This is a genomic window from Stieleria varia (assembly GCF_038443385.1).
GTDB lineage: Bacteria > Planctomycetota > Planctomycetia > Pirellulales > Pirellulaceae > Stieleria > Stieleria varia.
In genome coordinates this window covers 9,429,219-9,451,877 of the sequence record NZ_CP151726.1, presented here as the reverse complement: position 1 = coordinate 9,451,877, position 22,659 = coordinate 9,429,219, and the positions used below count along the sequence as shown (strand labels likewise).

13 protein-coding genes are annotated in these 22,659 nt (G+C 56.6%); 11 read left to right on the top strand and 2 right to left on the bottom strand.

Annotation, left to right across the window (positions count from 1 at the left end):
- Window positions 1–106: 106 nt before the first annotated feature.
- The 5 genes from Pla52nx_RS31910 to Pla52nx_RS31890 all read left to right on the top strand — a co-directional run bounded on the left by Pla52nx_RS31910 (window position 107) and on the right by Pla52nx_RS31890 (window position 9,613).
- A complete protein-coding gene (locus Pla52nx_RS31910) occupies window positions 107–1,093 on the top strand; it encodes a ferredoxin--NADP reductase (protein ID WP_231742796.1) in 987 nt (328 codons plus the stop codon).
- A gap of 111 nt (window positions 1,094–1,204) precedes the next feature.
- Window positions 1,205–2,488 (top strand): glucose-1-phosphate adenylyltransferase, encoded by a 1,284-nt coding sequence (locus Pla52nx_RS31905; RefSeq protein ID WP_146523440.1) that lies wholly within the window; start codon window positions 1,205–1,207, stop codon window positions 2,486–2,488.
- Between the two features lie 30 nt (window positions 2,489–2,518).
- Window positions 2,519–2,734, top strand: coding sequence for a membrane protein insertion efficiency factor YidD (yidD, locus tag Pla52nx_RS31900; RefSeq protein WP_146523439.1), 216 nt, complete (start codon window positions 2,519–2,521; stop codon window positions 2,732–2,734).
- A 1,328-nt stretch (window positions 2,735–4,062) separates the two neighbouring features.
- Entirely contained in the window at window positions 4,063–8,952 is a 4,890-nt protein-coding gene (locus Pla52nx_RS31895) for an Ig-like domain-containing protein (RefSeq protein WP_231742794.1), read from the top strand.
- A gap of 343 nt (window positions 8,953–9,295) precedes the next feature.
- Window positions 9,296–9,613: an HU family DNA-binding protein gene (locus Pla52nx_RS31890; protein WP_146523437.1), complete on the top strand. Its 318-nt coding sequence runs from the start codon at window positions 9,296–9,298 to the stop codon at window positions 9,611–9,613.
- 75 nt (window positions 9,614–9,688) lie between these two features.
- On the opposite strand, the gene Pla52nx_RS31885 is transcribed toward Pla52nx_RS31890, so the two are convergent.
- Window positions 9,689–10,684: a FliM/FliN family flagellar motor switch protein gene (locus tag Pla52nx_RS31885; protein ID WP_197455104.1), complete on the bottom strand. Its 996-nt coding sequence runs from the start codon at window positions 10,682–10,684 to the stop codon at window positions 9,689–9,691.
- An 80-nt stretch (window positions 10,685–10,764) separates the two neighbouring features.
- On the bottom strand, window positions 10,765–12,051 hold the full coding sequence (locus Pla52nx_RS31880) for a glutamate-5-semialdehyde dehydrogenase (protein ID WP_146523435.1): 1,287 nt from the start codon (window positions 12,049–12,051) through the stop codon (window positions 10,765–10,767).
- Window positions 12,052–12,249: 198 nt separating this feature from the next.
- Between Pla52nx_RS31880 and Pla52nx_RS31875 the strand changes: the two genes are divergently transcribed.
- The 6 genes from Pla52nx_RS31875 (at window position 12,250) to Pla52nx_RS31850 (ending at window position 20,991) form a co-directional block, all read left to right on the top strand.
- A complete protein-coding gene (locus tag Pla52nx_RS31875) occupies window positions 12,250–13,038 on the top strand; it encodes a TIGR00282 family metallophosphoesterase (RefSeq protein WP_146523434.1) in 789 nt (262 codons plus the stop codon).
- Between the two features lie 412 nt (window positions 13,039–13,450).
- A complete protein-coding gene (locus tag Pla52nx_RS31870; RefSeq protein ID WP_146523433.1) occupies window positions 13,451–15,982 on the top strand; it encodes a hypothetical protein in 2,532 nt (843 codons plus the stop codon).
- Window positions 15,983–16,540: 558 nt separating this feature from the next.
- A complete protein-coding gene (locus Pla52nx_RS31865; RefSeq protein ID WP_146523432.1) occupies window positions 16,541–16,897 on the top strand; it encodes a hypothetical protein in 357 nt (118 codons plus the stop codon).
- Between the two features lie 204 nt (window positions 16,898–17,101).
- On the top strand, window positions 17,102–18,145 hold the full coding sequence (locus Pla52nx_RS31860) for a mechanosensitive ion channel family protein (protein WP_231742792.1): 1,044 nt from the start codon (window positions 17,102–17,104) through the stop codon (window positions 18,143–18,145).
- Window positions 18,146–18,167: 22 nt separating this feature from the next.
- Window positions 18,168–19,709, top strand: coding sequence for a DUF4332 domain-containing protein (locus Pla52nx_RS31855; RefSeq protein ID WP_146523431.1), 1,542 nt, complete (start codon window positions 18,168–18,170; stop codon window positions 19,707–19,709).
- Between the two features lie 37 nt (window positions 19,710–19,746).
- On the top strand, window positions 19,747–20,991 hold the full coding sequence (locus Pla52nx_RS31850; protein WP_146523430.1) for a Glu/Leu/Phe/Val family dehydrogenase: 1,245 nt from the start codon (window positions 19,747–19,749) through the stop codon (window positions 20,989–20,991).
- Window positions 20,992–22,659 lie beyond the last annotated feature (1,668 nt).

The window sequence follows — 22,659 nt, the reverse complement described above, 5'->3', positions numbered from 1 at the left end:
TACGCCCGGAAAGTGTCAATGAAGTTGGCATTGATAAGTTGGCATTGAAGTTGGTTTTGAAAGTGACACTCACGGTTGTGTTGCTCCCCACACTCAGAGGAATGTCTTGAGTCAGCCTGCCCAATCAGAAGACACGCAATCACAAGCAATGGTGAGCGAGATCGAGGTCCAGAACCTGCGGTCGAAGCTCTACAACGCGACGGTGATCGATCGGATCGACTGTCACGAAAATCTCGCCATTTTTCGAGTTCGCCCGGACGCCGGTGTGCCGCGGTTTCAACCGGGGCAATATGTCACGTTGGGTCTGGGATATTGGGAACCGCGTTTGTCTGGAACGCAACCCGATCAGGTACCGGCAAACAAGCTCAAACGTGTCGCTCAGCGGGCCTATTCCATTTCCTGCCCTCTGTTGGGTGAGGATGGCAGGATTGCGCCTGTGGACTCGCTTGCCTATTTGGAGTTTTACATCACGCTGGTCCGATCGTCCGGTTCGCCGGACAAATCGCCGCCGGTTTTGACGCCGCGGCTGTTTCAACTCGCCGTCGGTGATCGAGTGGCGGTCGGCAAGAAAGTTGTGGGAAACTACACACTGGGAGCGATTGCTCCCGAAGACACGGTATTGATGTTGGGGACCGGAACCGGGGAAGCGCCGCACAATGCAATGACAGCAACGTTGTTGTCTCGTGGGCATCGCGGCCGCATCGTGAACGTGACCAGTGTTCGTTACTTCGGCGACCTTGGTTACCAACCGCAGCACGAGCGGCTGATGCAAGCGTATCCGCAGTATCGTTACCTGTCGTACACCACGCGTGAACCGATCAATCTGGACCCCGCCATGCCAGGTTACGTGGGCAAACAATACTTGCAGGATTTGTTCACCAGCGGGCGGTTGGCGGAAGCCGCTGGCGATCCGCTGTCGCCGACCAACACACATGTCTTTTTGTGTGGCAATCCGTCGATGATCGGTTATGTGCCACCGGGCGGAGATCCGTTGCCAACGCCGGGGATGTTGCCGCTGTTGCGGGAGGCCGGGTTTCACGAACACCATGAACACGAAGGCCCCGGGCGAATTCTATTTGAAAAGTACTGGTAGTGTTTCTTTGCCGGTGGGGCCGGTTTCAATTGGTGCATGGCTCCGTTAAAACTGAACGCATGGCAGTTGCTGTATACCTCTGAAGTAAAACGACACCGATCGGACAGGCTGATGGATCTTTCAAATACAATCGCGTTGATTTTGGGTGGCGGTCGCGGGACCCGTTTGTTTCCGCTGACGAAGATCCGCGCCAAACCAGCGGTACCACTCGCGGCAAAGTATCGCTTGATCGACATTCCGATCAGCAACTGCATCAACAGCGGTTTGAATCGTGTTTACGTGTTGACGCAGTTCTTGTCGGTCAGTCTTCACCGTCACCTCCGCCAGACCTATTTCTTTGACCATTTCAATGGTGGGTTTGTCGAATTGTTGGCGGCTCAGCAGACGGTCACTTCGGGTACCGATTGGTACCAGGGAACGGCTGACGCGGTCCGAAAGAATTTGCGTTACATCGAACAGCCTTGGGTCGAACACGTCCTGATTCTGTCGGGCGACCAACTGTACCGGATGGACTTTCGCGACATGATGCGAACGCACATCGAGTCGGGAGCGGATGCGACGATCGCGGGTATCCCGGTCGATCGCGAAGACGCTTCGTCGCTAGGAATCATGCAGGTGGATGATGCAGGAAATGTCCGGGGGTTTGTCGAGAAACCTCAGACCGAAGAAGATCTGGCCAAAGTTCGGATGGATCCGGCGTGGATCGACGCGCGTGGCATCCCCAGCAAAGGCCGCGACTGCTTGGCCAGCATGGGGCTGTATATCTTCAACAAGTCCGTGATGATGGAATTGCTGGAGGGAAACGACGACTCGGACTTCGGCAAAGAGGTCTTCCCCAAGGCGATCGGTTCACGCAAGGTTCAGGTGCACTTGTTCGACGGCTACTGGGAGGACATCGGAACGATCCGAGCATTCTACGAAGCCAACTTGAGCCTGGCGAGCAAGAACCCGCCGTTCGAAATCGGCAGTCGTGAAGCGCCGATTTACAGTCGCCCGCGTTTCTTGCCACCGACGATCATGGGGGACGTCAAGATCGACGGCAGTTTGATCGCCGACGGTTGCAGAATCGGTAACAACGTGACGATCGAGAACAGCGTGATCGGTTTGCGAACCCGGATTGGAGACAACGTTACGATCAAAGACTCCGTTGTCATGGGCGCCGATTACATGGAGGATCAGAATCAATTGGACTCCGAATCCATCTCGTTGGGGATCGGCGACAACAGCGTGATCCAAGGCGCGATCCTGGACAAAAACAGCCGCATCGGAAAGAACGTTCGGATCACCAACGAAACGGGAATTCAAACCCAGGGCGAAGACGAGGCATTCCAGATTCGTGACGGAATCTCCATCGTCATCAAGAACGGTGTGATCGAAGACGGTTTTCAAGCTTGATCGACGCTACCGGGGTGACGGAGTGAATGGATGGTTCGTTGGTTCATGATCGCTCTGATCCGGTTTTACCAAATCGGGATCAGCCCGCTGCTGGGTCAGAATTGTCGATTCACGCCGACATGTAGCCAATACGCCAAGGAAGTCATTGAGCGAAAGGGGGCCGTCAAGGGTCTGTGGCTGACGTGCCGCCGCATCCTGCGTTGTCACCCATGGAACCCCGGCGGCTACGACCCACCGCCAGACTGAGGCCCTACGACCTGTTTGACCCGTAGCCCGGACTGTCACAACGTTGGGGTTGTGTCTTTTTGGGTTTGCGCAGGTTTCTGTCCCTACTGCCGGCACAGCTGGTGGCCCCCAATGAGCCTCAGGCGCTAGCCGTGGGCCTGAGGCGGATTGTGGTGCCGGCCGCCGGCTAGGCGCGGATTATTCATCAGCTGGCACGCGATAAAGAGCGTCCCGCTTAGCGTGGTTGTGCTATCAAACGCTCTTTGGTGTCATACGCCCTTAGCCGCTGGCCGTCAGCCCACGGGTTTTACGCACTGAAATGGATACTTGATACGTGTAAGACCCGGCCGCTCACGCGTCACGGCTCACCGCGTTTGGTAGCGTCATCCGCTTAGCGACGTTGATCTGTTTGGGATTCAACGCCACTATCTCGCAAAATGCTTTGTTTCCTGCGCGTTCTAAGAGGGACGCTATCGATAGCGTCCGGTTCCCGATTACAGGCTTGAGAACCGGACGCTATCGCGTGGCGGCTGATATGCGCAGACTGTTTTCGTGCCAATCCGTGTAAACCGTTTGGTGCAAACGTATTGCGAAGACTGTAGTCAGTGGCGTGAGTAATCCGGGCTAGCGTCTGAGGCGGATTGTGGTGCCGGCCCACGGCTAGTGCCCGAGGCTCACTTTGATCGCGATGCATGGAACAAAAACATGGACTGATAAAACAATGTCAACACAAAACTCTTAGCAGTCCACCCGTAGCCGCAGGCGCAGGGGGAATCGGCGTTTGACGCTGCGTTTCTATCCATTTGGTAGTGTCTCCTACGCCTGCGGCTGCGGGTCAAACGACGGGGTCGCAACCTCTGTGGAGGGGTGTTTTGCCGCTCTCTGGCACCTTCGTTTGCATCTTGAGGGAACAACGGCCTGTCGGCGTGCGTCCTAATCGCTAACGAAAAGCCTGTCGGGAGGTTTTCGCGTTGTTTTTCGTGACAAAGCCGCCGGATTTCAGGCCTAAGTGGATTACAGAGGCCACGGGTCGCATGGCAGATGAATATGCACATTTGTTGAGTTCCCTTTCCCCAAAGTCGATCGATAATCGGGTTACCGTGCCACCGGCATGTCAAACCCTGCCGGTTGTGCTGAATTTTCTCAGCCGAAGTTGGTCAAATGGTCGAACGATCGATGGACGGTGTATCTCGCGCAACCGGCATTGGAGACGAGATGCCGGATTTGCTAGCCCAATTTGTTCGCGACCACTTTGCTAGCCCCATTTGCTAGCCCAGTGCAACTTTGATTTTTCCCCAGCGTTTGAAAGCTGAATAGAAAACATGTCTCAGAAACGCAATCGTCGCTCGATGCCTGACACTGCCCGTCTTTTATTGGGCCGTCTGATCCAATCCGGAGACGGTGGACGTACCAAGACACAGCGAGGGCATTTGATGCTTGAGTCGCTGGAACGTCGTCAGTTGCTTGCCGGCGACGTCGAATTGTTCGCCACGGACGCCTCTGCCGATCAGTCGGCGCTGATGGGGCCAGAGCCTGCGTCGTTCTTGCAAGTCACGATGCAGCCTGAGGGCGAGGCAGCTCCGGATCTGGTTCAGTTTGCCAAGGACATCGGCGACGCCAACGTGGTGTTTTATGGGGCCAATTGGTGTCCTATCTGTACCAATCAGAAAGAACTCTTTCAGGACGGCAAAGACGACTTGCCGTTTGTGGAAGTCACCAATCCGGATCGATCTCGGGGGCAAATTGCGATCGACAACAATGTCACCAGCTATCCGACTTGGGTGCGTTACTCGTCGTCGGACCCTCAAACGCGAACCGAGTTGGACCGGCATGTGGGGCTGATGACGTTGGCGGAGCTGAGCACCTTTTCGGGCGTGTCGATTCCTCAGGGCGATCAACCCACGTTTGAGCCCATTGGCAATCAGACGGTATTGATCGGATCACCCTTGCACATTCCGGTCGATGCTTATGACCCCGATGACCCTTCGTTGACGATTTCGGTCTCGGTGGCCAATCCGCAGTTGCTGGAGGCGTCTGTACTGACGGGCAACCGATCGATCCGCATCGACATGGCGACCTATGGCGACATGGTGTTCGAGTTGTTCGAGCAGCGTGCCCCTGATGCGACGGGTCGGATCATCGATCTGGCCAACGCGGATTTCTATGACGGGATCATCTTTCACCGTGTCTTGGACGGATTTGTGATCCAAGGTGGCGATCCCAACGGAACGGGAACGGGCGGATCGAGCCTGCCTGACTTGGACGACGATTTCGACGCGGAGTTACAACACAATCGTTCTGGCGTCTTGTCGTTTGCCAAAGCCGGCGACGACACCAACAACTCACAGTTCTTTATCACCGAAGGACCGACTCGCCACTTGGACTTCAACCACTCCGTGATGGGGCAGTTGGTCGAAGGCGAGGATGTGCGTGAAGCGATCAGCAACCACGCCGTGAACAGCGCCGGTTTGCCCTCGACTCCGATCACCATCGAAACCGTCGAAGTTTTTAACGACACGGAGAACGGTGTCGTGATGCTCAAGGCGACAGGCAACGGGACGGGCAGCACCTCGGTCACCGTGACCGTGACCGATGGCGATGGCAATACGCACAGCGAAACATTCCAAGTCGATGTTAACAACGACACGGCCAACAGCCAGCCGTTCCTGCAGCCGATCGCAGTGCCCGCGTCGTCACCTGCGGGACAAAACGCGGTGATTCAGGTCACCAGCGTTGATGTGGAGGCCGATCCGGTTCAGTACTTTGCCAACGTCGCATCGAGCGCGCAGGCGACGGCATCGATCAGCACCACTGGCGTTTTGACCGTGACGCCCGCGAACGGGTACACGGGACCGGTTGATGTCCAGGTCGGCGTACGGCCGGGTGCCGGTGTGGCGGGGAACAGTTCCAGCGATCAGGACACGCAGATCATTCGGTTGAACTTCGAAGCAGAGCAGACCACGGTTTCAGCACCGACCTCGCTGGGACTGTTGGCAACCAGTGACAGCGGAGCGAGCAACACGGACAACATCACCAACTCGCAGACGTTGTCCTTTCAAGTCGTGGGCGTGCTCGACGGAGCGACCGTCGACATTGTCAATCAAGCGACTTCGACGGTCGTGGGGACGGGAACCGCTGTGGGCACCACTGTGGTGATCACGACAACCAATATCGCAGCACTGGGCCAAGGCACCTACAACTTGGCCGCCCGGCAAACTCGCAACGGTGTGACCAGCACGCTGTCGCCCACTTTGTCGCTGACCTACGACACCACTCAGCCATCGTCCGTGACCGCAACCGCTGCGACACAGGCCAATCAGGGGCGTTTGTTCCAGACCGATCTGAACAGCACCGAGGAAGGCTCTGGGTTGGTGTATGCCGCCGTGAACGTGCCTAACGGACTGACGATCGATAGTGGATCGGGCTTGATCAGTTGGACCCCGACCGCCAGTCAACTTGGTTCCAATACCGTCGCCATCTCGCTGACCGATGCCGCTGGCAACACACGCACGGAAGCCTTTACGGTCACGGTTGCTGGTGAGCCGTTGGCTGAACTCAAGTTGGTGGTCAAGGACACCGCAGGCAACGTCACGAATTCATTCGGCGTGGGTGAACAGTTCTTGGTCGACTTCATCGCCGTCGATGCAAGGTCGTTCGTCAATCGGCTCGGCGTGTTCTCTGCCTACGCGGACTTGTTGTTTGATTCCGATGTCGTACGTGTGGTGCCGGGTTCCACAATCCAGTTCTCAAATGGTTTCGGATCATTGCAAGCGGGAACGATCGCGAGCGGACAAGTTGATGAACTCGGTGCCGTGAGCAGCGTGTTGGCGGCGACCAACGAAGAGGAAAGTTTGATCGCCACGGTTCGATTCGAAACCGTTGGCACGGGCACCGCGTTGTTGAGAACCGATCCGGCCGACGCGGTGGGCAACGATGTGCTGCTGTTCGGCGAGAGCTCGCAGATCCCGGCCGACCAAGTGGCCTATGGAACGGCGTCTGTGACCGTCGGGTTGAACTTCACCTTGGTCAACGATTCGGCGACGGTCAACGAAGATTCGGGCGCGACCACGATCGACGTTTTGATCAATGATCAAATCGGCTCGGGCAGCGGAGCGCTGTCGGTCGTTTCGGTGACGCAACCGACCAATGGCGGATCGGTCGCGATCAGTGGCGGCGAAGTGGTGTTCACTCCCGAAGGAAATTTCAATGGCGTGACGACGTTCACGTATCGTGCAGGCAACGGCAGTGGTGCCCAAGACGATGCGACGGTGACGGTGACGGTCTCGCCGGTCAATGACCCGCCGACCGGTATCGCGGACACGTTCAACGTCACGCAAGACACCACGGCGACTCGCTTGGACGTTCTGGCCAATGACTCGATCGCACCCGATACGGGAGAAACGTTGAGCGTCACGGCAGTCAACAGCCAGACCTCCGGTGCGGTGGTTACGATCTCCAGTGACAACAAGGCGGTGCTGTACACGCCACCGGCGGGATTCACCGGTGCCGATTCATTCACCTACACGGTCAGTGATGGGGCATTGACACAGACGGTCACCGTCTCGGTAACGGTTGCTTCTGCGGATCCGCCACCGGTTGCCGTCGGTGACGCGTTCACGGTTGCCGAAGACGCTGCCGAAGCCACCTATGATGTCTTGACCAACGATCAAACCGATGCTCAGGGTCAGGCGTTCGTGCTGGATTCCGTCAATGCGGGTTCATCGGGTGCAACCGTGCGGATCAGCAGCGACGGGACGCAGTTCTTTTACAAGCCCGCGGCCAATTTCAACGGGACCGATCAAGTCGTCTATACGATCCGGGACACGGGCGGTGGACTGGCATCGGCAACGGTGACGTTCACGGTGACAGCAGTCAATGATCCGCCGCCGGTGACGAACCCGACACGGGGGCTCAGTCGTGGTGTGGGGCAGACGACCGTCTTGAGATTGAGCGATTTGCCGACCAACGTGGACAGCGGCGAGACATTGTCATTCACCAATCTCGGTACACCGTCCGCCGGTGGAACGGTTCAGATCGAGTCCTCGACCGGCAATGTTTTGTATACACCGCCTTCGGCGACCTTCGTCGGAACGGAAACGTTCACCTTTTCGGTCACCGACGGTAGCGGATTGATCAGCGGCGGCACGCTCACGATCAACGTCAATGACTATCAGGTGCGAGATATTTTCCTCAACTTCTCAAATCAAGGAACAGCCAACTATCAAGGCATTCGCTTGACCGGATCGAACCTGCTGGGCGACACAATCGACGTTCCAGTGCTCTACGATCAGGCCAACGACAATTTCCGATTCGCTGATGTTTTGCCCGGAAACTATCAGGTCAACGTACCCGCCATTCCTTTCTTGATCGGTGGCGAGAACGCCAAGACCATCAACGTGGAGAGTGCTGCGGACGACGGCGACATGACCATCGAGACCGGACTGGGACGCATCCGTCCGGAGTTTCTGTCGATCCAAGATTGGCTGGGTTCAACTCCTCGCAAGAGCTTGCTGGTGGCCGTCGAGCCGGGCAGCGACAGCGTATTGACGCAAGCCTCTCCGTCGACCGATACCGTTACCGATCCCCAAGCTCACCTGGACGCAGCCGGCAACCAGCTCACCATCGTCGGCATGGATGACTCGGCGGAAGTCTCCGCGACCGTCAACGTGAATGACGGGAATCGAATCCAGCGTCGCGGACAAGTGGGCAACTTGGTTCTGTATCGCGTGAACGTCGAGGACGGCGTGGTGCCGTTCACGGCGACCACCGTCTCCACCGGCAGCACGTCAACCGGCGTTTCCGCAGCGACCTCGTCTGACGCACCATCAGAGGTCTCCGATGCGGTCAGCCAGTCCACCGGAACGTTGCTGGCGACCGGGACGTTGCTGGCGACCGGGACGCCCGAAGGCGAATCGGTGGCCTCCGCTGCGGTGACTTCCGCTGCGGTGAGCACCGACAGCACGTCACTCCCTGCCACGGCGGCTGCGTCGTCCGATTCTGACGCCACAACCGCTGACAGCCAGACACCGGCGAGCGTCGTCACATCGTCGCGTGGACGACTGCTGACGTCCTCCGGGGTCGATCAGGCGGTCCAGGACATTGCCGAGTCGATCACGTTGGTCAGTGCGACCGAGGACGTCCTGGCGGGTGACTCCGCATCTGGTTTGGATCAGGCGTTGGTAGATCAGGCGTTGACCCAACCGGTCCGCTCCAGACGGTTCTTCTCGTCGTCGTTCTGATTCGCCCCGCAAAGGCCGGATTCGGGCCGCGTTTTGAGAGAAATCGACCCATGCCCGGGGATTTTTCTCGTGTGGATGCCGACACCGGTCAAAACGACCGGTTTTTGGCTTAAAAACCGCTGTTTTTCGCGTTTTTTGCGGTTCCACACGGCCTCGCTGAGATATCGTGCTACGGTTCGAGAGGTGCGAAACGCCCAAAAACACCGGTATTTGGGGGCTTTTTAGACGAAAGCCGGGTTGCAACTTTGTTCTCGCACGCATAACACATGGCCCTTAGAAACGACGTGGGCCGATTTTCCCATCTAATCCGCCTATCATAGACATTCAGAAAAGGTTCTCGCAAATGGCTAAAGTTCCGCAAAAAGCCCCTACCAAGACTCAGATCCTGGCAAACATCGCAGAAGAAACCGAGCTTTCAAAGAAGGACGTTGCTGCCGTCTTTGATGCTCTGTCGAGCGAAATCGCCAAGGCGCTTGGTCGAACCGGATCGGGTCAGTTCACGATCCCAGGGCTGTGCAAGATTCAACGCAAGGACGTTCCGGCCAAGCCGAAGCGTAAGGGCCGCAACCCGGCCGACGGTAGCGAAATTTGGCTGAAGCCAAAACCGGCCAGCAAGAAGGTCGTGATTCGTCCCCTGAAGGGACTGAAGGAAATGATCTGAGGCTTCTGCTGAAAGATCTGAACTCAACAAGCGGCGTCGGGATTGCATCTCGACGCCGTTTTTTTTCGCCTCTGGTCACCCTTTGTCGCGATCCACACGCACGACCTTGCGTCCGTCACATTGACCCAACATGCCACGACGGACCACAACGCCGGCCACACGAATGTCGGCGACGATCGGTGCACTCCCATCAAGCGTCAAGCATTCGCCCACCTGCAGTGACGGCGACGATGCACCATCGCATGACGCAACCTCCAACGTCACCGTGACCTCCACCTCGGGGTCAGACAGCGAGTGGTCAGACAACGAGTGGTCAGACAACGAGTGGTCAGACAGCGAGTGGGAATCGGACTCGTCGGTCACTGCCGTCTCGCAGTCCTCTGCGATGATTCTGTCGCTCAGGCACGCGAGTTCGCTCACCGGCATGACGCAGATCCACGCGCCCCGACTGCCCGTCATCTGAATATTCAGTTCCACGCAGATCATTTCGTGTTGCGAATCCATCGACGTCAATAAATCACGTCCAAAGCCTGCGTCGGCAATCGTGCTCCGGCTGAACACAGCGCCATCACGCCACGCGATTTGCCAGTGCATGACAAAGTCATCGATGATGCGGTGCAGCAAGCGTTGCTCCAAGACCGTCATCGAGCGTCCGGCAAAATCCGTCAGGTCCGGCTGGCCTCCGAGCATGCGATCGATCAATGCAAATGCCAGAGATGACTGAATCTGTATCCCGGCGTTGGGCAACGGGACGTTGTACAGTCGGTTGAGTGGATCGACGTTTGGTTGCCCTGGCAAAAATCTGCGAACGTGATGGACCGAGACTTGAACGGGTCCTTGCCAGATTTGAGACAGTGACTCGGCAAATCCTTTGGCAACGCGATCATGTTGCTGGTGCGTCTTGCACAACAGGTCTTTCTCAGCGTAGTCGACATTCGCGGTTGCTGTTTCACGACCGGCAGTGTCCACTCGATACCCGACTGGTCTATCGCGACGATCACTGGGTTGCACCTCCATGGCTTGAACCAGTCGTCGGACCTGATTGTCGTTGAATTGGTTGGTCGTCGACACGCGATCATCCTTGATGGTTGGGAAAAAGCGAAGGAGGCGTCCGCAAGCCATTTGGTGCAAACGTATCGCGAACGCTGAGATCATTCACGGATATGGCCGTCGCCACGCACGACGTATTTGTAGGTCGTCAATTCTCTCAGACCGCAGGGTCCACGCGCATGAAACTTATCCGTCGAGATTCCGATCTCTGCGCCCAGACCAAAGACGCCTCCGTCGTTGAATCGTGTGCTCGCATTGACCATCACCGCCGAACTGTCGACACCGGCGGTAAAGGACTCCGCTGCGCGAAGGTTACTCGTGACGATTGCATCCGTATGATGGGACCCGTATTGATTGATGTGCTCGATGGCTTGATCGATCGAGTCGACCACGGCGATGCTGATCTCCGGTCCCAGATACTCGCGTCCCCAATCATCCTGCGTTGCGGGCACACCGCCGCTGACCAAGGGTGCGGCGCGATCGTCCACGTGCATGACGATCTGATGTTTTTGTAATCGCTGGGCAATCGCCGGCAGGGCTTTCTCGGCGATGGCCGAATGAATCAACAGTGACTCGCACGCGTTACAAACACCCATCCGCTGGCACTTGGCATTCTCGATGATCTTGACCGCCATTTCGATCTCGGCCGACTCGTCGACGTACACGTGACAGTTGCCATCGAAGTGTTTGATGACCGGCATGGTGGCTTCTGCGGAAACGCGACGAATCAAACCTTCGCCCCCGCGCGGGATCGCCACGTCGATCAGGTCGTTGAGTTTCAGGAACTCACCGACGGCGGCGCGGTCGGTCGTGGCAACCAACTGCACGGCTTTCTCGGGAACACCACAGTTCTTGGCAGCCGCGCAGAGCAAGTCCACGATCGCTTGACTACTGTGGATCGCTTCCTTGCCGCCTCGCAAGATGACGGCGTTGCCGCTCTTGACGCAAATGGCACTGGCGTCGGCGGTGACGTTGGGTCGGCTTTCGTAGATAAAGAACACGACACCCAACGGCACGCGTTTTTTGACGATCTGCAGTCCACCTGGTCGCGTGAACCCGTCCAGGATTTCACCCACCGGATCTCCCAGCATCGCGATCTCACGAAGGGCTTGGGCGATACCGCCGATCCGCTGGCCATCCAAACGCAGGCGATCGATCGCCGCCTCGGTCAAGCCGTAACCCGGTGCCGCCTCGAGGTCCAACGCGTTGGCGGCGACGATCGTTTCGACCGAATCGACCAAAGCGTCGGCGGATTCCATCAGCCATCGATTCTTGACCGCGGTATCCAGAACCCGCAGCTCCGTGGAGGCTTGCCGGGCGTCGGCAGCCGTCTGGCGGCAGTAATCGGCGATTTCGGTGGCGGAGAGCGATGCAGCGGCGGTGGACATGGATCAAGCGAGATAAAATGGACAAAGTTGCACAGAGAGATTCAACCTGGATTCTTGACGAATCAACCCAGGGGGTCAACGTTGATCACCGGCAATCAGGTGGGGCGGGCAGGCGGGAGCCGCTGCCTGGGTTGTGAACAGGGTGCCCCCGATATTAACTTGCTGACTGTCCGTCCCACTCATGGATCCCGCCGACGCATGCGTATTCTTTTCCTTGGTGATCTCGTCGGCAAACCGGGCTATAGCGCCGTGGTCCGCCATGCAGGGCGTCTGCGAAAGACGCTGAAGCTGGACGCATTGATCGTCAACGCCGAAAACGCATCGGACGGTTCCGGGTTGATGCCCCGGCAATACCAAAAATTGATCTCCTCTGGCGTCGATGGAATCACGTTGGGGGACCACATCTATCGTCGCAAGGAAATCGTCGATGTCCTGACCAGCAGCGATCGAATCGTCAAGCCGGCGAATTATCCATCGGCCGCCCCCGGCAAGAACTGGGTGCTTTTGCCGATTCCCACGGCATCCCAGCCGCTGGCGCTCGTTTCGATCATGGGCCAAGTGTTCATGAAGCCGGTCGATTGTCCCTTTGACGCCCTGGATCGGGTGCTTGAGGAGATCGAAAGTCATACCGACCATATCTTGGTGGACGTGCATGCCGAAGCGACCAGTGACAAGCAAATCATCGCTCGATACCTGGACGGCCGTGTGACGGCGGTCTTGGGCACACACACCCATGTCCCGACCGCGGACGCGTGTATCTTTCCCGGTGGCACCGCGTTTCAATGCGACGTCGGCATGTGCGGCCCCTATGAAAGCATCATCGGTCGCGATATCGCCAGGGTCACGCACACCACGCGTACGAACGAGCCCTGCCATTTCCACGTCGCCACGGGCGATATCCGCCTCTGCGGAGCGATTGTCGAAAGCGACGACCAAGGTCGAGCCGTGGACATCGAGCGGTTCGAAGAATGCCTAGCGTCCGAGTAACGAGGGGCCTGTCTGTGCAAGGCACGGTTCAAAATTGGCAAGACCTACCAGCCTATTGATTTACTTGGTGTTGCCGAAATACTGGTGAGCCGTTGGCCGTAAGGCCTCGGGCAATGCGTATCGCCCGGCCGCTCACGCGTCGCGGCTCACTAAATCAACAGACTGCTACGGCAGGGCACGCTCTCGACTTGGAAAGTCGAGAGACAGTCGTTCGACTCTCCGATTCGAAACAGCCCCAACCCCAACTTTTTGGCAGCCCGGGCAAAATTCACGTCGACAGCAGCCCCGCGGATTTGCTAGATCCGCTTTCACACCACGTTTTCAGGGTGATGACGGTGCGATTGATCTGGCGTGCGAAACGCCGGAGGGACCGGCAACTTGATGACCAAGCACTACTTCAGGACGGATTCTGATGGGCATTCTCTTTGACTTACCACTCCCCTCGATCCTGTTCTTTCTCGTTGCCGGAATCATGATCGGGTACCTCATTTGGTATCAAGATCGTAGTGGTGATGAGCGAAAGATCCGCGACCTGGAACACAAACTCTCCAAGGCAGGCGGGGATCCCGATGCCCATCGCGAGGAGATCTTGCAAGTCCGACAGTCGCTCAATGACAGCGTGTCCGACTTGGAATCCACCAGAGCCGAAGCGAATGAACTGCGAGAAAAACTGGCTCAGCAAGACTTGCTACGCCAACAGAGAGAGACCGAACTGGACATCTTGCATGGCGAATTGCAAGCCACAGAAGAATCTCTGCGTTTGGCAAAACAAGATGCCGAGGATGCCGCGATAAAACTGCAGAACGCGATCGCAGAGAAAGAATCCATTGAGCAACGGCACGGCCGATCGCAGGACGCCGCACGTGAGGCCGGAGACGAACTGGGCCGTCAAAGCGAGTTGATCGACCAGCTGACCAAACAAAATGAAGACGCACGGATCGAAATCGAACAGTTGCAAAAACAACTGACGCGTTGGGAATCCGACGTGGCGACGCAGAGTGAATCCTCCCAAATCACGATCGACCAACTCAGAGACCAGCTTGCTGACGTGACTGCGGAAGCAAAACGCAAGGAAGATGATCTCCTGCGATTGGACGAGGAAAAGAACTCCGCTCTCTCAACCATCGATTCACTGCAATCGGAAGTTCAACAGCGAGAGGAAACGATCGATTCCTTGCGTGAAGCGTTGGCCAACGCGGCCAACGATTCCAGCGAAAGTGGACTTCGGATCGCGGCAATGGAATCCGATCTGGCAAAGATCGCCGAACTGGAGGCTCAGCGTGAAGAGTCGTCCAAGAAGTGCACTCAACTCGCTGGCGATGTCGAGCAACTACAACTGCAACTGGCTTCCGCACTGGATCAAGCCGAGCGGACCGCCGACCAAAATGAACGACTGGCCGACCTCGTCGATGAAAAACAACAACGGATCGTCGATCTGATCGATGAACTGCAAAGCATGGAGCCGATCCAGGATGAGTTGGACCGGATTCGTGGTTCACTGGAGAAAAAACAATCGGAGTCAACCGCTCAACAAACGCAGATTTCCGATCAAGAACAGCAGCTTGCCGCTCAACTGGCAGAGATTCAGTCTCTGAGAGAAACCATCGAGGCAACCCGTGCCGCTTCGGAACAGACCGCGGCCATCCAAGAACAGCTTCGAGAAGCCAACTCCGTCAATGAAACGCTGCGTGAGTCGTTGGCCCAGCAAGCCGAGGAGTTGAAGTTCTTGGAGGAGGTACAACAGCGACTGGCCCAGGTCGGCAGTGAACGGGCGATGCTGCAGGGACAACTGGATGACCAAGTGGCGATTCAGCGGCAATTGCAAAATGCATTGAGTGAAAAGACAACCAGGATCGCCGAGCTGGCCCGACGTGGTGAAGTCATCGAACCGCTGACTCAAAAAGCGGAAACCTTGAACGCCCAACTGGTGGAAATGAATACCGCCAACGAAGCGTTGGAAAACAAGATCGAAGATCTGAATCTACAGATCGAACAACTCCAGCAGGTCCAGCAGCAATTCGCCCAGTTGCAATCCGAGTACACTCAGCTTAGCGAGCGTCTGGCACATTCCGATGACGAAAAGCTGCACATGGCAGCGATCGTCACCGAACGTCAGAACGAAATCGCTGAGTTGAAGCAGCAGTTGCAGCAGGTCGACGTCCTGCGAGAACGTTTGAGCAGCGTGGACGACGATTTGAGCGTGGAGCAAACCAAGAACGGTGAGCTTCGTGGTCACAATGAACAGTTGCTCAACGAAATCGCCAAGATGCGTTTGGAGATGCAGCAGATCATCGTGATGGAAAAGCAAGTCAACACAAAGAATCAGATGATTCGCGAGTTGCAACAACGCAGTGACATGCAGACACGGGCCTTTGCCGAGCAACGCGAAGAAATCAATCGTCTGAAGTCGCAATTGTCCGTGATCGAAGACGAACGCAAACAATTGCTTCAGTCTGCAGAACAATTACCGATCATCGGCGAGCAGCGTGACGAGTTGAACCGCGTCAACGGCGAACTGGAAAAACAAATTGCTAAGTTGGGCACACATGTGGCGATGCACGCCAACTCGATCGAAGATCTGCAACGCCAGCTCGAGACCAAATCCAAGGAGCTGCAAAAGATCTCGTTGGATCGAAAACAGACGACCGAACAGTTGTCGGTCAAAACCACGATGGTTCAGGATTTGCAGATCCAGCTCGACGACCTCAGTTCGGTGCGACAAGACAATGAGGCTCTTGGTTACCGAGTGGAAGAGCTTATCGCGCACTTGAAACGAGTCACGGCCGAACACGAAAGCAGTTTGCAGGCCAATGAGGCGGCTCAGGATTCGATTCGTCAGTTGCAGAATCAACTGCACGATCAGATCGCCACCATCCGCACGTTGCGTCGTGAACGCGGTTCGGTCCCCGGGCTTTCAATCGATGAGCAACGCCGCGCAGCTTGAACCGAGCTCGGTCTGCTCGATCGTATTCGTCAACAGAACGTAGCAATCACGCTCCGCGTGATCTTTGCAAATTGGCGAGACCTCTGTTTCCGACCCGTCTTGCCAAGACTGTAGTGAGTCGCCTGAATCATCCGAGCTAACGAAGTGGTCTTGAGAGCCAGATGGCAACTCGCGAAGTACAGAATCGCGACAGCAGTGTGATCAAAAGGATCACACTTTGTTTCTGTTTGGATCCTCGTCGCTGAGCATCAACGGTAGTGAAGCGAATTTTGTGGCCTGGTACTTGGCGGGACGTGCAGAGAGTAAGTGTCGGGAAATCTACGTAGCAATCATCGCTCCGCGTGATTTTGGCAAGAAGACAGGACCACTATTTTACGCACGCCCCCCAATTGGATCGCCTGGCTGTTGCGAGGGATGAAAGGTGGTTTGCAGCGGTACGCCGATTGCATCCTGGGTGACCTACGTGAATTGTTTCACGCAAAGTTTCACGGCAACCGCGATGAGCTGGAGCGGAGTCGTTTGCCGTTCACCGACACCGTCAAAGAAAGAAGATTTCCCATGTCAAAAGTCATCACTTGGGCAAGCTCCGGTTTGCTTGCAATCGCGGCAATGTTTACCGTGTCTGGGCCATCGGCCAACGCGGACTTTGGATTACGTCCTGGGCAAGGCGGCTATTACGCCAGGATGCCTTCGTACCGTCCCATTTTGCCATCGAATCGAACGATCGTGCCGACGTACCGATACAACAGCTATTCGCTGCCGGTGTATCCAAGCTATCGGTCGCATTGGAACGGCTACCATCCTCGTAGGCCACACTTGGACTACCACGGCCCGTCGCTGGTGCCACACGGAAACCACTACGACTACGTCCCCGGCCACTACGACTTGCATCACGGCAACCATTTCCACCACTGAGCGGAGACGCTCGACTTTCCAAGTCGATAGCGTGTCCCGTCAAGCGTTTTACCATTCCCAATCGCTATCTGGCGCAGACAGGCCACCACAATCCAAGCTCGTCTTTACAGGTGGGCGGTGATTCTTCTATAGGCGATACATCAGAAGTTTTGCCCTGGGTGAGGGCTACGAAGAAAACGTGTCCCACGCGCAAGGATGTGAGCAGTGGCCGAACCAACAGTTGTCGATCCCCTTGTTGTCGACCCCAGTATTGCCGCCGGTGAAACCGATGTTTTGGTGAACTTTGGTGACGCCGCCAACGCGGCGGTGCACGGCAAGTTTGATTTGATGGGTGAATGGATGATGGGCACGATGTTGCCCAACATGGTGCCTGCTGCGGTCGGACTGGCATTGGTTTTCGTAGGCTACTTCGTCGCCAAGTACGTCTCACGGGTCGTCAGCCAACCGCTTCGCAAACGTGTCGACGAAACACTGGGTCGCTTTGTCGGCACGGTGCTGTTTTACACCATCATGGGCGGCGTGATCGCATCGGTGGCCAGCAAGTTAGGCGCACCGTTGGGTGGTTTGGCTGCATTGTTGGCGGCCGCCGGTTTTGCAATCGGCTTGGCATTCCAAGGTACCCTCAGCAACTTCGCCGCGGGCGTGTTGATGATCGTTTTCCGTCCCTTCAAAGTGGGCGACATGATCAGCGTTGCCGGGGTGACCGGCAAAGTGAACGAGATCGATCTGTTCAATACGACGCTGGACACCACCGACAACCGCCGGTTGATCTTGCCCAACAGTTCCATCAGTGGAGGCACGATCGAAAACATGAGTTACCATCCCCATCGTCGCGTCGAAGTCCTCGTGGGTGTGGACTACGAAGCAGACTTAAATGCAACGCGTCATGCTCTGCAGACCGCCGTGGATACTTTTCTCGCCGAAACGATCCAAGGAGCCGGGCGTGGCAGTGCAGTGGTTTTGGCAGGATTGGGCGAAAGCTCAGTCGATTGGAAGGTCCGAATGTGGGTCGCGACGGGCGACTATTGGCGGATGATGGAGTTGTTGACCGGCGAAGTCAAACAGCAGCTTGACGCCGTCGGCATCAAGATTCCGTACCCGCAGATGGACGTGCATCTGAACCGAATCGACGTGGCGGGCGATGTGATGCCAGCCCCCAATCGTCCTCGCGTTCGTCCCACGCGTCGTGATTTGATGTCCGAATCGACGTCGACGTCTGGACGCAGCAGTTTGCCCTATGCCTCATAACCCAACGTGACCGACGCCTGAGATGATTTGGTTCCAGCGGATTCTACGATGGGGACATTGTGGCCAAACGCATCAACGTTTCGCTGTGGATGCTTTGCCGTTGGTCCAAACCGAATCGGGACGCCGATTGGTGACTTGGTTGCTGCGGCATCATCGGCGATATTTGCAAGGCGCGATCGATCCGGATGTTCGTTTTCGTGATTTCCAGAATCACTTCATTCACGTCCAGAACGGATACTGGGGCGGCGCGCCACGCGTCGCCCATCAATGGTACGACCGATTGCAACGCTATTTGAGGACGGATCGTTATTCTGACGCGGCGCACGCGGCCGGCGTGCTGAGCCACTATTTTACCGACAGTGTTTCACCGTTGCATACCGGTCTGAGCGCTCGTGAGTGTTTGGTTCATCGCCCCTTGGATCACAGCATCGCGACCATGTACGACCACATCTATCGGACTTGGCAGGACGACCAGTTGCGGATTGTGATGCAACTCTCGGATCGTCCCGGTTGGCTCGGTTCGATGATGTTGCACGCCGCAAGACAGGCTCACACTCATTTTGAGACGTTGATCAATCGCTACTCCTTTCACGAGGGAGTCGAGGAGCCTGCGGAAGGTTTGGACGAGTCATCGATTCGGATTCTTTCGGAAGTCTTCGGGTTGGCGATCACGGGTTGGGCACGCGTCTTGGAACGTGCCGCCTCTGATGCAGAAACCATCCGTCGAGGCACTTTACCAACGGCGCCGATCATTTGGCCGGCCGTCGCCGCCGTTGCCACGACTCCACTCTCGCTCTGGCGAATACGAGTGCGGCATGCCAAGGAAACGCTGGCTGTTCAAGAGTTGGCGGCCGAGTACTATCGAACCGGTCAGCTACGTCATCACGTGCCTGCCGAAGTCGACATCAAGCACCGGGTGGTGGCGATTTTGGAACGCGAAGAACGTTTCCGTGTCGAGCGAGAACAACGCAGGAAAGATTGGGCACGAGCACGCGCGGCGGCACATGGCAATCATTCCGACCACGATGAGCATTCCGCGGCGGTTGCCCGCAGCGTGCCTAGCAGCTCCACGGAGAAATCCGTCGGCGTGCCGTTGGTACCCATGGACTGTGACGATTTGAACTTGAGTCCCTACGATCAAATGATCCATGCACCGTCGATCGGTGCGCGGACTGCGGAGCGTTTTTTGCGGATCCATATACACAGCGTCGGGCAATTTCTGATGGAGGATCCCGAGCAGTTGGCGGTGAGGCTCAGCACGTACTGGATCGATGCTCAGACCGTACGCCAATGGCAGGCCCAAGCGACCTTGATGTGCCAGATTCCCCGCCTGACCGGCCTAGACGCCCAGTTGCTGGCAGGTGCCGGGTACCAGTCGGCTCGGCAACTGGCGATCTGTGATGCCCGATTGGTACACATCGAGGTGTCGCGTTTCGCATTGACGACTGCGGGCCGGCGATATTTGCGGGGCAATTCTCCTCCCGACCTGCAAACCATCTCCGCCTGGGTCCGCGCCACTCGTCAGCTTCGTTACAGTGAGACTCCGCTTCGGCGTGCCGCCTGAACGCGTCCCTTACTTTGCCAACCGGATAAACCGCACCATGAAAGCCTTTGAGTCCATGCGGCGTTTCTTTGACGCTGCGGCTGAACATTTGGAGTTGGAAGACTCGTTACGCGAAGCCCTGTTGATGCCACGCCGTGAGGTGCAGGTTCAAGTGAGCATCGAGCGTGATAACGGCGACTTGGCCAATTTCGTCGGTTTCCGCGTGCAGCACGACAACAGCCGAGGCCCGATGAAAGGCGGCCTGCGTTATCACCCCGAAGTTGACTTGGACGAAGTCCGAGCGTTGGCGAGTTTGATGACGTGGAAAACCGCCGTCGTCAATTTGCCATACGGCGGTGCCAAGGGTGGCATCGGGGTCGATCCCCGTTCACTCTCCAAACGCGAGATCGAACGAATGACGCGTGCGTTTGTGGATCAGATTCACGACATCGTCGGTCCCGACACTGACATCCCCGCGCCCGACATGGGGACGGACCATCAAGTGATGGCGTGGTTTCGAAACCAGTGGGAAAAGTACCACGGATTCAATCCCGCCGTGATCACCGGCAAACCGGTCGAGGAGTACGGGGCCAAAGGTCGCGAGGAAGCCACCGGGCGTGGCGTCGGATCACTGACGGTGAAAGTCGTCAAGCGATTGGGCATGCAAGCGGAAAAGACAAAGATCGCCATCCAAGGATTTGGCAACGTCGGTTCGCACGCGGCAAAGTACTTGGCGGAATCCCAGTTTCCCATCGTTGCCGTCAGCGACACCTCGGGCACCTATTTCCGCAAAGACGGATTGAACATTCAGGAACTGCTGCGTCACACCTTGAAACATCGCTACGGACTATTGGAAGGATACACTCAGTGCGAAGTCATGCCGCGTGACGCTTTGCTCTCATTGCCCGATGTCGATGTGCTGATCCCGGCGGCACTGGGTGGTGTGATCACCAAGGACAACGTGGACAAGATCTCGGCCAAAGCGATCATCGAGGCCGCCAACGGTCCGGTCGATCCCGACGCCGACGCGATCCTGCACGAGCGTGGCGTGACGGTGTTGCCTGACATCTTGGCCAACGCCGGCGGCGTGACGGTCAGTTACTTTGAATGGGTGCAAAACCGCCAGCACTATCGATGGTCTCTCGACCGCGTGCGACAAGAACTCGATCACACGCTCTCAGAAGCCTTTGAAGCGGTTTGGCAGATGGCGCATTCCAAAGAAGTCTCACTCCGAGTGGCCGCCTACATGATCGGCATCAGCCGCGTCAAACGAGCCAGCGAACTGGCGGGACTGACATCCTGAGGAGCGACGATTCATTTACGGGCGCACTCGGTAGTGGGATTCGCCAGAATTCCTTTCGGACTGGCTTTCTGGTGTGTCGCGATGAACCTTCGAGCAGTTGTGCAGGCAGTACTCAACGATTACGTCCTGCCACTTGATGGTCAATCTTTACTGGTTAACCGTCATTCCATTGTTCATTGGTGAAGACCGTACAATGCGAATATCAATACCCACGGGCATGCAACCAGTCCAATGAAGACAATCGCGAGTGAGGTGAGTGCAGGTCGGACCTGACGTGAACGCCACCGAATCAAAGAGTAGACAAAACCGACTACGCAGCAAAGGATCGTCAGAAGCAGCATTATTTCGTATTCGGGCAGAAATTCGCCCTTTCTCAACGACGATTCGTAGTTCACGCAGAGGACCAACGACGCATACGCAAACGCAATAGCGGAAAGCCCCGCACCAATCCAAAACAACAGTGTCCAAACGAATGGAACGCGGTTTTGCGATGCATCATCCGTGGGCGCCGGTGTTTGGTACGGATTCGCGGTCATGTGTACTCCGCTAGGCGCCGTAACTGACGTTGATCACCCGTCGATTCTGGTTTCAGTCGGGTAACGAAGTGTAATCCATGGAAGCGAAGAACGTGCATGCATCCATCGTGCGTTGAATGTCATGCAGAGCATGACCTACCGCAACCGCGTCAGAGAACCCGCAGCGAGGAAGAAACCTTGGGCCGGTGGCTAGCAGTTTCCCAGGCGGGGTCTCACCTCGCTCGTCGATCAGGCCTTGCCAGTCTGCACGTGTGCGGGATGGTTCTGTATGTCGAGATGCTTGGGCTTGAACGCGTTAATTGCGAAGCTTGCCAACGATTCCACCGACGATCAGCCCCAATCCAGCATCCGTCCGCGTCAAGAACATAATCCTCTCCCGTCCCATGTGGTGATTCTCCGGTCTCACCCGTCCTGCTGTTTACCCATGGTTCGAGCAAGTAAGTATCAATTGAAAGCGTCGTCTGGTCTTCGCTTCGTTCACAAATAATCGAGTAGTGCGTGTATGGGCCTGCCTGCAGCTCAGGCTCAACCCACTGCGTATCATTCACGCTGAATCCAGCTCGTGTCTCTTTGTGTTCTTCGTGGCCGTCGCTGCCCCCATCCCAGAGAATGAAGGCTGCTTGCCACAAAAAGCACGAGAAGCCACAAGAACTCAGGCCACTGATGGACCGCCGCTTGGTTTCATCGGCAGCACCTTGTTGCAGGGACGCTCGGATGCTGTGTCCCCATGAGAGGACACGGCTTCGGTGGACGGCTGGGTGTCATTCGGTACTGGGATCGATTTCAAATTCCGATATGTCCAGGTCGCTTAGTTCTGGCATCATCTTTAGCTTCTTAAGCGAATTAGCTGAAATCTTGCTACCACCAATCGACAAATGTTTGAGATTCGGGAAGTCAGCAGGATCGAACTCATCAAGAGTGTCACGTCCGAAAATCAATGCCGAGGTCAAATGCTGGCAAGCGTTAGGGACCTCGGCAAGCCTTTCGAAATCGGCTGGATCACGGATGTCCGCATAAGATGCGAGGCCATTGCCACAATGTGAACGCCGCCAATCCCATCGCCCGGATACCCACCGGACGGTGCAAACGAATGCCATTTTGTCTCGCCTGAGTAACCAATATGCTGAAACTG